Annotated in this window: 11 protein-coding genes; 2 read left to right on the top strand and 9 right to left on the bottom strand. The window is 67.2% G+C overall.

Annotated features, from left to right (window positions below; all coding sequences use genetic code 11):
• Positions 1–10 precede the first annotated feature (10 nt).
• The 5 genes from Q9R39_RS12195 to Q9R39_RS12175 form a co-directional block, all read right to left on the bottom strand.
• Entirely contained in the window at positions 11–2644 is a 2634-nt protein-coding gene (locus Q9R39_RS12195) for a dipeptide ABC transporter ATP-binding protein (RefSeq protein ID WP_311277551.1), read from the bottom strand.
• The gene (locus tag Q9R39_RS12190) at positions 2641–3606 is read right to left on the bottom strand and encodes an ABC transporter permease (RefSeq protein WP_058250965.1); all 966 of its coding nucleotides are present in this window, start codon (positions 3604–3606) and stop codon (positions 2641–2643) included. Before Q9R39_RS12190 ends, Q9R39_RS12195 begins: the two co-directional genes overlap by 4 nt.
• Before the next feature lies 1 nt (position 3607).
• Complete coding sequence (locus tag Q9R39_RS12185; RefSeq protein ID WP_058250966.1) at positions 3608–5218, bottom strand: ABC transporter substrate-binding protein; 1611 nt, start codon at positions 5216–5218, stop codon at positions 3608–3610.
• A 163-nt stretch (positions 5219–5381) separates the two neighbouring features.
• Positions 5382–6260 carry a TIGR03619 family F420-dependent LLM class oxidoreductase gene (locus Q9R39_RS12180; RefSeq protein ID WP_058251131.1) on the bottom strand — a complete coding sequence of 293 codons (879 nt, stop codon included), beginning with the start codon at positions 6258–6260 and terminating at the stop codon, positions 5382–5384.
• A gap of 132 nt (positions 6261–6392) precedes the next feature.
• On the bottom strand, positions 6393–6866 hold the full coding sequence (locus Q9R39_RS12175; RefSeq protein WP_165629188.1) for a helix-turn-helix domain-containing protein: 474 nt from the start codon (positions 6864–6866) through the stop codon (positions 6393–6395).
• A 54-nt stretch (positions 6867–6920) separates the two neighbouring features.
• Between Q9R39_RS12175 and Q9R39_RS12170 the strand changes: the two genes are divergently transcribed.
• Both Q9R39_RS12170 and Q9R39_RS12165 read left to right on the top strand, forming a co-directional pair.
• On the top strand, positions 6921–7748 hold the full coding sequence (locus tag Q9R39_RS12170) for an acyl-CoA thioesterase II (protein ID WP_165630744.1): 828 nt from the start codon (positions 6921–6923) through the stop codon (positions 7746–7748).
• The gene (locus tag Q9R39_RS12165) at positions 7733–9160 is read left to right on the top strand and encodes a DHA2 family efflux MFS transporter permease subunit (RefSeq protein ID WP_165629187.1); all 1428 of its coding nucleotides are present in this window, start codon (positions 7733–7735) and stop codon (positions 9158–9160) included. The genes Q9R39_RS12170 and Q9R39_RS12165 overlap by 16 nt, the downstream gene beginning before the upstream one ends.
• 173 nt (positions 9161–9333) lie before the next feature.
• Here Q9R39_RS12165 and Q9R39_RS12160 read toward each other — a convergent pair whose 3' ends face one another.
• The 4 genes from Q9R39_RS12160 to Q9R39_RS12145 form a co-directional block, all read right to left on the bottom strand.
• The gene (locus Q9R39_RS12160) at positions 9334–10254 is read right to left on the bottom strand and encodes a glycosyltransferase (protein WP_165629186.1); all 921 of its coding nucleotides are present in this window, start codon (positions 10252–10254) and stop codon (positions 9334–9336) included.
• Positions 10251–11090 (bottom strand): ABC transporter ATP-binding protein, encoded by an 840-nt coding sequence (locus Q9R39_RS12155; RefSeq protein WP_068971148.1) that lies wholly within the window; start codon positions 11088–11090, stop codon positions 10251–10253. Before Q9R39_RS12155 ends, Q9R39_RS12160 begins: the two co-directional genes overlap by 4 nt.
• 11 nt (positions 11091–11101) lie before the next feature.
• Entirely contained in the window at positions 11102–11965 is an 864-nt protein-coding gene (locus Q9R39_RS12150; protein WP_065631226.1) for an ABC transporter permease, read from the bottom strand.
• 86 nt (positions 11966–12051) lie between these two features.
• Positions 12052–12612 carry a bacterial proteasome activator family protein gene (locus tag Q9R39_RS12145; RefSeq protein WP_165629185.1) on the bottom strand — a complete coding sequence of 187 codons (561 nt, stop codon included), beginning with the start codon at positions 12610–12612 and terminating at the stop codon, positions 12052–12054.
• Positions 12613–12619 lie beyond the last annotated feature (7 nt).

The following is a 12619-nucleotide window of genomic DNA, read 5'->3' as shown; positions in this document are numbered from 1 at the left end:
AGTCGACGGGTCAGGCCCGCTGCGGGACCTCCGGCGGGATGGCCGCGAGCAACGCGCGGGTGTAGTCGGTCGCGGGGTCGTGGAGGATGGTCGACGCCGGTCCACTCTCCACGACCTTCCCGTCCTGCATCACCGCGACGGTGTCGCTGATCTGCTCGACGACGGCCAGGTCGTGCGCGATGAACAGATAGGTCAGCCCCTTCTGACGCTGGAGCTCGGCGAGCAGGTCGAGGACGCTGGCTTGCACCGACACGTCGAGCGATGCCGTCGATTCGTCCAGGATCAGGACCTCCGGGTCGGACGCCAGCGCGCGGGCGATGCTCACCCGCTGCCGCTGGCCGCCGGACATCTCGTGCGGATAGCGGTCGAGGTATGACGCGTCGAGGCTGACGTCGGCGAGCAACTCTTCGGCACGACTCCGCGTGCCGTCCCGGCCGTCGGTGAGGCCGTGCGTCCGCAGCGGTTCGGCGATCGACGCCGCCACCGTCATCCGCGGATCGAGCGAGGCGGCCGGGTCCTGGAACACCATGGCGACGCGGCGTCGGAGCAGGGCTTCGTCGGCGCCGCGCGCCCCGATGGCCTCGACCCTCCGGCCGTCGAGGGTGACGGTCACGCTGCCCCGCACCGTCGTGCCCTGGGCGGACGTGATGAGGCCGGTGATGACGCCGGCCACGGTCGATTTCCCCGAACCCGATTCGCCGACGATCCCGAGCGTCCGGCCACGAGCGACCTGCAGGTCCACCCCGTCGGCGGCGTGCACCACCCGGCGCCCCGACGGGCCGCGGACCACATAGTCGACGCCCAGCCCCGTGACGCGGAGCAGTGGGTCGGCGTCGGTTCGCTTCTGAAGAGGCGACGCGCCATCACGTTCGGTGACCTTGCTCAACAGCGGACGTGAGTCCAGCAGTGTGCGGCTGTACTCGTCCTGCGGGTCGTCGAACAGCGTTGTGACGTCATTGTTCTCGACGATCCGGCCGGATCGCAGCACCATCACCCGGTCGGCGATCCGTCCGATGACGCCGAGGTCGTGGCTGATCCAGACCACCGCCATACCGCGCTCGCGCTGTAGTTTCGCGACGAGGTCGATGATCTGTGCCTGCGTGGTCACGTCGAGTGCGGTGGTGGCCTCGTCGGCGATGAGGAGTTCCGGATCGCAGGCCAACGCGATCGCGATCATGACGCGCTGCCGTTGGCCGCCGGACAACTGATGCGGGTATGCGCGCAAACGGCTTTCGGGGTCGGGCAGGTTCACGTCGCGCAGCAGGGTAAGGGCCCGTTCGCGCGCCTCGCCCCGCGAGAGGCCGAGATGCCGGCGCGGACCCTCGGTCAGTTGTTGTTCGACGGTGAGCAGGGGATTGAGGCTCGACGACGGGTCCTGAAAGACGAAGCCGACTCGCGAACCTTGTAGGTCCCGGAGTTTCGCCGGTGTGGCGCCGACGATTTCGGTGTCGCCGAGGCGGGCCGACCCGCGGACGTACGCGCTGGGCGCGTCGAAGAGCCCGGTCGCCGACAACACGCTCAGTGACTTGCCTGAACCGCTCTCCCCGACGATCCCGAGCGTCTCACCCGGCGCGACCGAGAAACTGATGCCGTGCACGATCTCTCGCGGACCGACACCGACGACGAGATCCTCCACGCGCAGCACCGATCCGTCGGTGTCGACGTGTTTCGCGGTCGACGGTGTGGTCACCGTCGGCGACTTGCGTTCGTACCCGCGGTTGCGCAGCAGCGTGCGCTGGCGCGGGTCGAGCACATCGCGTACGCCGTCGCCGACGAGGTTGAAAGCGAAGACCGTCACGAGGATCGCCAGACCGGGGAACACACCCATCCACCAGGCGGTGGTGATGAACCCCTGTGCGTCGAAGAGCATCCGGCCCCACGACGGGTCGGGCGGTTGAACACCGAGGCCGAGGAACGAGAGTGCCGCCTCCGACAGGATCGCGAACGCCAGCGAGATCGAGGTCTGGACGATGACCGGTCCGGAGATGTTCGGCAGCACATGGCGTGCCAGGATCGCCGGTGTCCCCACCCCCATCGTGCGTGACGCCTGGACGTACTGGGTCTGTCGCACACGCAGGGTGTCGGCGCGCGCCACCCGGGCGAAGATCGGTATGTAGACGACGCCGATCGCGATCATCGCCGAGGTGACTCCCGGTCCCAGGATGGCGACGATGGCCAGCGCGAGCAGCAGTACCGGGAAAGAGAAGACCACATCGACGATCCGCATGAGCGCGGTGTCGAGGACGCCACCGGCGAAACCGGCGACCATACCGAGGATCACGCCGACGGTGAGGGAGATCGCCACTGCGATGACCGCCACGCGCATGCTCACCGACGCGGCGAGCACCACCCGGGAGAAGACGTCGCGACCCAGGTCGTCGGTCCCGAAGAGATGGGACCAACTGGGTGCCTGCAGCGCATTCGGGACGTCGATCTCGTTGGCGCCGTATGGAGCGATGAGCGGACCGAACACCGCGCACACGAGGACGACTGCGATGATGATCAGCCCGATCACCGAGGTGCGGTTGCGTAGCAGCAATCGCCAGGCCGAATCGGTCGACGTTCCGCTGTTGAGCTCGGTGCCGGCCGGTTCGTCGTCGACTCCGGTACCGGGCTCCGGCGGGTCGGGTGAGGTGAGGGTCATGACAGTCGAATCCTGGGATCGATGACGGCGTAGAGGATGTCGACGACGAGGTTGACGACCAGGAAGATCACCGCGATGAGCAGGATCGCACCCTGTAGGACCGGGTAGTCGCGCGCGGCGACCGAGTCGTAGACCAGCAGACCCAGTCCGGGCCAGGCGAACACGACCTCTACGACGATGACACCGCCGAGCAGACCTGCGAACTGGATACCGGAGATGGTCAGCACGGGTACGAGCGCGTTGCGTCCGACGTGATCGAGGAGAACACGCTTGGTGCTCAGCCCTTTCGATTCGGCCGTCGTCACGAACGGTGCGTTCGCCACGTCGAGCACCGACGAGCGCACGTACCGCGTCATGATCGCCCCCGTCACGACCCCGACCGTGATCGCCGGCAGCACGAGGTGTTCGAGCCAACCGAGTGGGTCGTCGGCGAAGGGCTGATACCCGGCCGACGGTAACCAGCCGAGCGCGGTGGAGAAGAGACCGATCAGCAGGATGCCCATCCAGAAGTCGGGCACGGAGATCCCGAACTGGCTCACCACGCGGATGACGTTGTCGGCCAGCCGACCTTCCCGCAGCGCGGCCCAGAAACCGAGTGGCACGGCGATGAGCAACGCGACGACGATCGCCGCGGTCGCGAGTGTGATCGTGGCGGGAAGCCGATCGAAGAGCATCGTCGTGACCGGTTCGCTGTTGCGGAAGCTGACACCCAGGTCACCGGTGAAGGCACTGCCGACATAGTTCACCAGCTGCGCTGCCAGCGGCTGGTCGAGTCCGGAGGCGCTGCGCAGCGCCTCATACGATTCCGGGGTGTAGCGGGTGCCGAGCGCGATGCGGACGGGATCACCGGGCACGACCTGCATCAGGAAGAACACCGCGACGATCACGCCGAGCAGGACCGCGACGGTGTAGAGCAGGCGCACGACGATGAAGCGCGCCAGCGGCGAGTGCAACGCGGTCATCTCAGCTCCTCTCCAGCCGGGCATCGCGGAATCGGATGGCCTTGTCGGGTCGGACGACATATTCCCGGAGCTGCGTCACAAAGGCCTGGGTCGACGACGGGTTGTAGAGGTAGAGGTAGCTCACGTCGTCGGCGATGATGCTCGCGGCCTCGGCGTAGATCCGCTTGCGGGCATCGACGTCGAGTTCGGTTCGACCCCGGTCCAACAAGGCGTCGACCTCGGGGTTCGAGTACTTCTGCGAGTTCGACGTGCCCTCGGAATGGTGTTGGGCGTAGTAGAAGTCGTCTGGGTCGATGTTGCCCAGCCAACCGAGCAGCAGGGCGTCGAAGTCGCCGGCGGCCTGGCGATCGAGCCATGCGCCGAAGTCGAGTTGTTCGATCCGCACGTCGATCCCGACGTCGGCGAGGTTCGACGCGATCACCTGCGCCGCCGTCACCGTCTCGGGATACTCGGTGGTCACCATCAGGCGCATGTCGAGTCCGCGGATGCCGGCCTGCCGGAGCAGGTCTCTGGCCTTCGCGACGGCGGCGTCGCGGTCGAGTCCGGCGGTATAGCGGTCGTAGGGTGCGAACCAGGGACTGGTCGCGGGGATCGCGAGCTCGTTGGGCGTCGCGGTCCCGTACCCGACGACCTGCGCGATCGAGTCCCGGTCGATCGCATACGCGACCGCCTGGCGGACCCGGGTGTCGTCGAACGGCGGGGCGTCGAAGTTCATCGTGACGTACCAGTAGTCGTTGGCGACCACGGTCCCGACATCGAGTGCGTCGTCGCGGCGCAGGATGCTGAGCTGCTGGGCGGGAATGGCGTCGGTCCAATCGATCTCACCCGACCGTAGTGCGGACACCGCGGTCGTTCCCTGTGAGATGAAGCTGTAGCGCACGCCGTCGACGGCGGGCGCCCCACCCCAGTAGTCGGGATTCGACGCCAACACGATGGATGCGCCCGGCGACCGGGAGACGAACGAGAACGGCCCGGTGCCGATCGGCCTGGTCGTGATCTCACCGGATTCGACGTTGCGGCGGTTGACGATGGCCAGTCCCTTGAACCCGCCGATGCTCGTCAGCAGATTGGGGGTCGGCGCGCTGACGGTGAACCGGACCCGACGGTCGTCGAGGGCGGTGATCGACGCGATGGCCTCGAGTTTGTATGCGTTGGACAGTTCTTCGTCGATGATCCGCCGAAAGGAGTATTCGACATCGGCTGCGGTCAGCGGGTCGCCGTTGTGGAACGTGACCCCGTCGCGCAGCGTGAACGTCCATTGCAGGCCGTCGGGGCTGACCTCCCAGCTCTCGGCCAGTGCCGGCCGCATCTGGAGTTGCTCGTCGGGTTCGACGAGGGTGTCGAAGACGTTCTCGAGTACTTCGAAGGTGAAGTAGGAACTGGACTTCTGCGGGTCGAGCTGGTCGGGTTCACCGGCGATGGCGGCCTTGATGGTGTTGACGGTGTCCGACGACCCGCCACCGCATGCGGCCAGCACGGACGTGCCCAGCAAGGCGGTTCCGGCGACACCGGCGACGCGAAGGAACCCGCGGCGATCGAGAACGTCGGGTCTGCGCGGCGGAAGCTGCTCGCGCACAGATGAATACACCGACCCGCTCGGCGAATCGGTCATCACTGTCCTCCCGCCCGGCGAGTGTTCGCCTCGGAGTCTCACCGCACGTCGGCCGCGCCACGGCATGCGTGAGGCGCCCTGCTGTGCAGTGTGCCCCAGCGGTACAGGTGGTGCAACCGTGCCATACCTCCGCGGACGGAGAAATTGCGGCAGGAGGACAGGATCAGCTGTTGACCTTCGCGATCACGTTGTCGGCGTACCAGTTCAGATGGTCGATCTTGGTCTGCAGCGGCTCGGTGTCGTCGCCCATGACATACGGCAGCCGGAAACCGACGATCACGTCGGTGATCCCCTTGTCTTCCAGCCGCTTACATCCGTCGACGGTGTAGGCGTCCATGGAGATCACGTGGATCTCGAACGGATCGTTGGTCTTTCCCTCGGCCTTGCGGATCTCGTTGATCCGGTCCAGCAGCGTCTCGAGCTCCTCGGGCGGACCGCCACCGTGCATCCAGCCGTCACCGCGGATGACCGCACGACGCAGCGCGGCGTCGGCGTGGCCGCCCACGAGTAGCGGGATTGGTTCGGTGGGCGCGGGGGTCATCTTGATCTTGGGGATGTCGTAGAACTCGCCGTGGAACTCGAAGTACTCGCCGGTGGTCAGGCCGCGGATGATGTCCATGCACTCGTCCATCCGCTTGCCGCGGCGCTTGAAGTCCACGCCCATGAAGTCGTAGTCCTCGGGCCACGGACTCGTGCCGACGCCCATCGCGAAGCGGTTGTTCGTCAGGTACGCCACCGAGCTGGCCTGCTTGGCGACCAGCGCGGGCGGGCGGACCGGCAGCTTCACCACGAACGGGGTGAAGCGGATGGTCGAGGTGACCGCGCCGAGCGCCGCGGCCTGGATGAAGGTCTCGATGAACGCCTTGCCGTCGAGGAACTCGCGATTGCCGTCGGGGGTGTACGGATACTTCGCGTCCGATTCCTCCGGATAGGCCAGCGAGTCGGGAATGGTGAAGCCGGCGTACCCCGCGGCTTCGGCGGCCTGCGCGAGCGGCGCGTAGTACGACGGATCGGTCATGGCCTCGGCATACGTGAACCGCATCATGCTCCTCGGGACGGCAGTGAAACTCCGTCCACAGTAGAACACGTTCTAGTTATTCGACATGGACTTCGTCATCGTCGCAGGTCTCCAGCGCGCAGGGGGATGGCAATTGTCGGCTGGTGGCGCCCAGGGTCAGCGAAGCCCCGCGAGGGGATTGTCCGTAGTCGCGCCGGGGCCCGGGTGTACCCGTAGTTCGCCGGTGCCGATTCGCTCGCCGCATGCCGAGCACGTCGGCTCGACCGTCATCGTCTGGCCGCAGGAGTGTGTCGACACCACTGGTGCGCCGTCCTCGGCGGTCCACCGGTCACCCCACTGACGTAACGCGGCCAGAACCGTCCAGAGGTCCCGGCCCTTCTCGGTGAGGCGGTAGTCGTAGCGCACCGGGTTGTCCTGGTACGGCTCCTTCGCCAGGATGTCGTGTTCGACGAGGGTGTCCAGTCGCTGGGTCAACACGTTGCGCGCGATGCCGAGCCGCGACGAGAACTCGTCGAATCGCGTCACACCGAACATCGCGTCCCGGACGATCAGCAGCGTCCACCATTCGCCGACGATCTCCAGAGTTTGGGCGATCGAGCAGTTCATCTCGGCGAATGAGGCGCGGCGCATGGGATCGAGAGTAGTGGGTTGCGTGACGCAACTCAACCTGCTTGCATGAGTTGCGTGAAGCAACTCAGCAGGCAAGAAGCCATTGATGACGGATTGTTGGACAGTTTCGGAGCGACCCCGACCGGAGATGGTCGATGGTCGGCGACCATCGACCGTTCCTGGTGGGGATGGTCGGGCCCGCACGGTGGTGCCATCGCGGCGCTGGCCGTCCGGGTCGGCGCCGATGCAGCGCCGGGTACGACGGTGCGCGCTCTCGATCTGCGATTCGTCGGCAAGCCCGACGGCGGGGAGTTGCTCCTGACGCCGACGGTCCGGGAGGTCGGTCGGCACACGAGGGTCGTCGACGTCACGGTCACCCAGGCGGGTGTCGACATCGCGTCGGCATCAGTCACGACCGGGCGGGTCGGGGAATCCGCACCTGCCGATGTCATCGACCGGGTCGCGGGCGTTCCCGGCCCGGAAGGGCTCGACCCCTTCATGATTCCCCCGGAGATCGTGCCGATGGGCGCGCAGCTCGATGTGCGACCGGTCGACGGTCCGCTCGCGCTCACCGGAGCCGACGAGGCCTGGATGCGGGCATGGATCACCACCCGAACCCCGATGGCCGTCGACGCAGGTTACCTGGCCCTGCTGGCGGATTGCCTACCGCCCGCCGTCTTCCCGACTCTGACTGCGCCGCTTGCACTTCCGACGGTGGCATTCTCCATGCATGTGACGGCGCCGCTGGACGACGCCACTCCGGCGCCGATTCTCGTCCATACGCGTAACACCTCGACGTCCGGCGGCTGGTCGGTCGACGACACCACGCTGCGCGACCGCGGCGGCCGGCTCCTCGCCTCCGCGCGCCAGAGTCGCCGGGTTCTCGGATGGCCGGTCCGATGACGGTCACTCGAAGCGGCCCGGCGACGCCGGCGCCGACTGTCGCGCGGCCCGGCCTCGTCCTGCTCATCCTGTCCGGGGCGGCGTTCATGGCCAGCCTCGACGTCTTCATCGTCAACGTCGCCTTCGACGACATCGGCGCCGACTTCACCGGCGCGACCCTGTCCCAGATGTCCTGGATCCTCAACGCGTACGCCATCCTGTATGCGGCGCTCCTTGTTCCGGCGGGCCGGATCGTCGATCGGTACGGCCGCAAGGGCGGCTTCCTGCTCGGTCTCGCGATCTTCACCGCGGCGAGTGCGGCATGTGCCGCGGCGCAGGGCGTCTGGTGGCTGGTGGCATTCCGCGCACTGCAGGCACTCGGCGCGGCGATTCTGACCCCGGCGAGCCTGGGTCTGGTCGTGGCGACGTTGCCGCCGGAACGTCGGGCCCGGTCGGTGCGCATCTGGGCGGCCACCGGCGCCCTGGCCGCGGCCTTCGGGCCGGCCGTCGGCGGTCTTCTCGTCGAGGCGTCGTGGCGCTGGGTGTTTCTGGTCAACGTGCCCGTCGGCGTGGCGGCGATCGTCGCCGGGGCGATCGTACTGTCCCGCCCCCAAAACGTCTCGGCCAGTGGCTTTCCGGACGCGTTGGGCGCGCTTCTCCTGGTCGTCTCGGTGGGGGCCTTGACACTCGGTCTGGTCCAGGGGAGTGAGTGGGGTTGGACGGACGCGCGGATCACCGGTGCGTGGATCGTCGCCGGGGTAGGGCTCGTCGGCTTCGTCCTCAGTTCGGCGCGTCATCCCGAACCGGTGATCTCGCCTGCACTGCTGCGGATCCGGGCCTTCTCGGTCGCGAACGTGACGATGCTGCTGTTCTCCATCCCGTTCGCCGGCGCACTTCTCGCGAACATCCTGTGGTTGCAGCAGGTCTGGGGCTTCTCGCCGATCGTGACGGGTCTCGCGGTGTCAACCGGACCGCTGATGGTCCCGATCTTCGCGGCCGTGTCGCATCGCCTCAGTGCGCGGGTCCCGGTGGGGCGACTCGTCGCCTTCGGTTGTGTGCTCTTCGGTCTCGGGTCGGCCCTCATCGCCCTGTCGGTCGACGCCACACCGGATTTCGCCACCGAGTTCCTGCCTGGCTGGCTGGTCGGCGGTGTCGGAGTGGGCTTCGCGTTGCCGTCGATCCTGTCCTCGGCGACCGCCGACCTCCCCGCAGATCAGGCCGCGACCGGGAGCGCGGTGGTCAACATGAGTCGTCAGATCGGCATGTCCCTGGGCGTCAGCTTGCTGGTCGCGATCATCGGCACCTCGGCGGTGTACGCCGATGTGCACGACTCGTTCCTGACCGCCTGGTGGGTACTCGCGGGAATCGCTGCGCTGGGCGCGATCTCGGCGTTGGGGATGACCCCGCGCGCGGTGCTGAATTCCGCTGCCTGAGGTGTGAGGACCCATTGCTCCCTGAGGTGTGAGGAGCGCAAGCCGCCGGGCCGAGCAAGCGACGAAGGAGCGCGTCGAGGTCGACGAGCCTCGAAGGGCATGGTGACGTGCCTTGTGAAACCCTTCGTGAAGCGCTTCGCTCGCAGCTCAGGGAGCAGTGAAGGATCAACACCTCAGGGCCGCGTGAACCGCTCTCGGCGACCGAGGCCGCGGAGCCGCACCCACTCGGCGAAGCCCTTCGGATCGCGTTGCTGCACAAGGAAGAACCAACCGAAGCGGGCATACTCCTGCGGCAACAGCTTCCGGAGTCCGGGCTGGCTCATCAGGTAGCCGCGGTTGCGGTAGGTGAAGAACCGCTTGGTGTCGTTGTCGGGGTACTGGGTGTGCATGCGACCGCCCAGGATCGGTCGGAATTCCGCCGAGCCGTCGGGGTGGAGGTATCCCGCGCGAAGGCAGGTGCCGAACCGTACGCCCGAGCGGACCAACCGACGGTGCACCTCCACCTCGTCGCCGCGGAAGAACAGCCGCAGGTCCGGCACGCCCACCTGCTCGAGGCACCGTGCGGAAAACAGAGCGCCGTTGAACAGCGACGCGATGCCGGGCAGCAGATCGTCGTCCTGGGTTTCACCGTCGGCAAAAAGCTCGGACCGCTTACGGCGCCACACGAGTCCGCGTCGCAGCGGGAAGGCGAGGGTGTCCGGGTCGTCGAGGTTGGCGACCACTGGCGACACCTCGTCGAGATCATGCCGTGCGGCGCAGTCGAGCAGCGTCGAGAGAACCGTCGGACCGTCGGGTCGGCCGTCGTCGTCGGCGCACCAGACCCAGTCGGCGCCGAGGGCGAGCGCATGCAGCATGCCCAGCGCGAATCCGCCGGCACCGCCGAGATTGCGTCTCGACCCGAGGTAGGTCGTCGGAACGGGCTGTGCCGCAACGAGTTCGGCGACTTCTGGTTCGTCGGCGTTGTCGACGACGATCAGATGGTCGACGGGCCGGTCCTGGCCAGAGACCACGGCCAGCGACTCGGCGAGCAACTCCGCGCGACGGTGCGTGACCACGACCGCGACGACCTTCGGAGCGACGGCGCCGTCGGTCACTCCGGGGTCCCTTTCTTGTCCGCCTTCTCCAGGTCGGCGATCACCCGGCGGACGTGTGCCGCGGCGTCGGGGCCCTCGTACGCCTCGACGACCTCTTCGATGCCGCCTTCCATGCGGACCTGTCCGTGGTCGATCCACAGGGCGCGGTCGCACAGCTGGGCCAGGAACTCGTTGGAATGGCTGGCGAACACCAGGATTCCCGACCGCTCGACGAGCGCCTGGAGCCGACCCCGCGCCTTGCGCATGAAGTCGGCGTCGACGGCGCCGATGCCCTCGTCGAGGATGAGGATCTCCGGGTCGATGGAGGTCACCACGCCGAGTGCGATGCGCACCCGCATACCGGTGGAGTAGGTGCGCAGCGGCATCTGCAGGTAGTCGCCGAGCTCGGTGAACTCCGCGATGTCGTCGATCTTCTTGAGCATCTCCTTGCGCGTCATGCCCAGGAACATGCCGCGGATGATGATGTTCTCGTAGCCGGAGATCTCGGGGTCCATGCCGACGCCGAGGTCGAAGACGGGGGCGACCCGGCCGTGCACCCGGCAGGCGCCGCGCGTGGGTTCGTAGATGCCCGACAGCAGACGCAGCAGCGTCGACTTGCCGGCGCCGTTGTGGCCGACCAGCCCGATCCGGTCGCCGTGCTTGAGGTGCAGGTTGATGTCCTTGAGTGCCTCGACGACGACCACGTTCGACTCGGTGGAGCCGATGACGCCGCCGGCCGCGCCGATGACCGACTTCTTGAGCGACCGGGTCTTGGCGTCGAAGATCGGGAAGTCCACACACGCGTCCCACGTGTCCACGCGGACGCGGTTGTCTCCGAGATCGTTGTTCCTGGCCATCGAATCCGTCCCTACACCCAGTACGCCACGCGGGCCCGGTAGTTGCGCAACACCAGCATGGCCAGCACCCAGCCCACGGCGGTGCAGCCCAGGACGACGGCCCAGTGGTAGAACTCGACCGGCTCGCCCAGCAGCGGTCCGCGCGCTATTTCCAGATAATGGAACATCGGGTTCAGCTCGACGAGCTTCAATCTCGACGACGCCTCGCCGGTCGCGTTCCCGAGGCTCTGCGTCGTCCAGATGATCGGCGTCATGAAGAAGACCAGCTGCACCGCGGTGGTGAGGAGCTGGCCGATGTCGCGGAATCGGGTCGACAGGATGCCGAACACGATCGTCACCCAGATCGAATTGACCACATACAGCGCGAGGGCCGGGACGATCAGCGTGACGGTCCAGTTGAGCGGCGGCGGGAAGATCAGGAACAGGATGACGATGATGACGACGTTGTGCGCGAAGATGATCAGCGCTCGCCACACCACGCGGTAGACGTGCACGCTCACGGGGGCCGGAAGCTGTTTGATCAGGCCCTCGTTCTTCGAGAAGACCTCGGAGCCCTCGAGGATCGAGCTCGAGATGAAGTTCCAGAAGATGAAGCCGAGCGCGACGTACGGCAGGAACACCCTGATGTCCATGCCGAAGAGCTCGCCGTAGAGCAGACCCATCGCGATCGCGGTCACACCGGTCGCGATCACGATCCACAGCGGTCCCAGGACCGAACGTCGGTAGCGCTGCTTGATGTCCTGCCAGCCGAGGTGGAACCACAGTTCGCGGCTCGCGAAACCGTCGCGGAGGTCCTTGACCGCGCGCGCGAAGCTGCGCGAATCAGAGCCCTGGGGACGCGCGGGGATCGCGTCGTCGTCTACTACCGCTGACACGAGGAGTCAGCGTACCCCTCGGCCCATCCGCTGCCCGCTGCCGGTTGAGCGGGTGACCCTGAGCCGGTTGATCCCGGTGTGGCGACCTAGAGGTACTGCCCCGTGCTGTGGCCGGGTCCGCCGGCACCACCGGGGGCGGGCATGCCGGGCGGAAGCGCGCCCTGACGCATCTGTTCGAGCTGGGCTCGAGCGGCCATCTGCTGGGCGAACAGTGCGGTCTGGATGCCGTGGAACAGTCCCTCGAGCCAGCCCACGAGCTGGGCCTGGGCGATGCGGAGCTCGGCATCCGACGGGGTGCCCTCGTCGGAGAAGGGGAGTGCGAGACGTTCGAGTTCTTCGCGCAGCTCGGGCGCGAGGCCTTCTTCGAGTTCACGCACCGACGATTGGTGGATCTCACGCAGGCGATTGCGCGACGCGTCGTCGAGAGGAGCCGCACGCACCTCTTCGAGCAGCTGCTTGATCATCGTGCCGATGCGCATGACCTTGGCGGGTTGCTCGACCATGTCGGCGACGCTGGTCGATTCCGACGACTCGCCGTCCATCTGCCCATCCGTGCCCGCGCCGACGACGATCACGTTGTCGGAGTCGCCGGCCGAGCCGAACGGTCCTGAGGTGGGGCCGGGTCCTGGAGTGCCTTCGATAGCCATGCGTCCC

The organism is Gordonia sp. AC31, assembly GCF_031844505.1.
Lineage (GTDB): Bacteria > Actinomycetota > Actinomycetes > Mycobacteriales > Mycobacteriaceae > Gordonia > Gordonia hongkongensis.
This window is presented reverse-complemented; position numbering and strand designations above follow the sequence as displayed.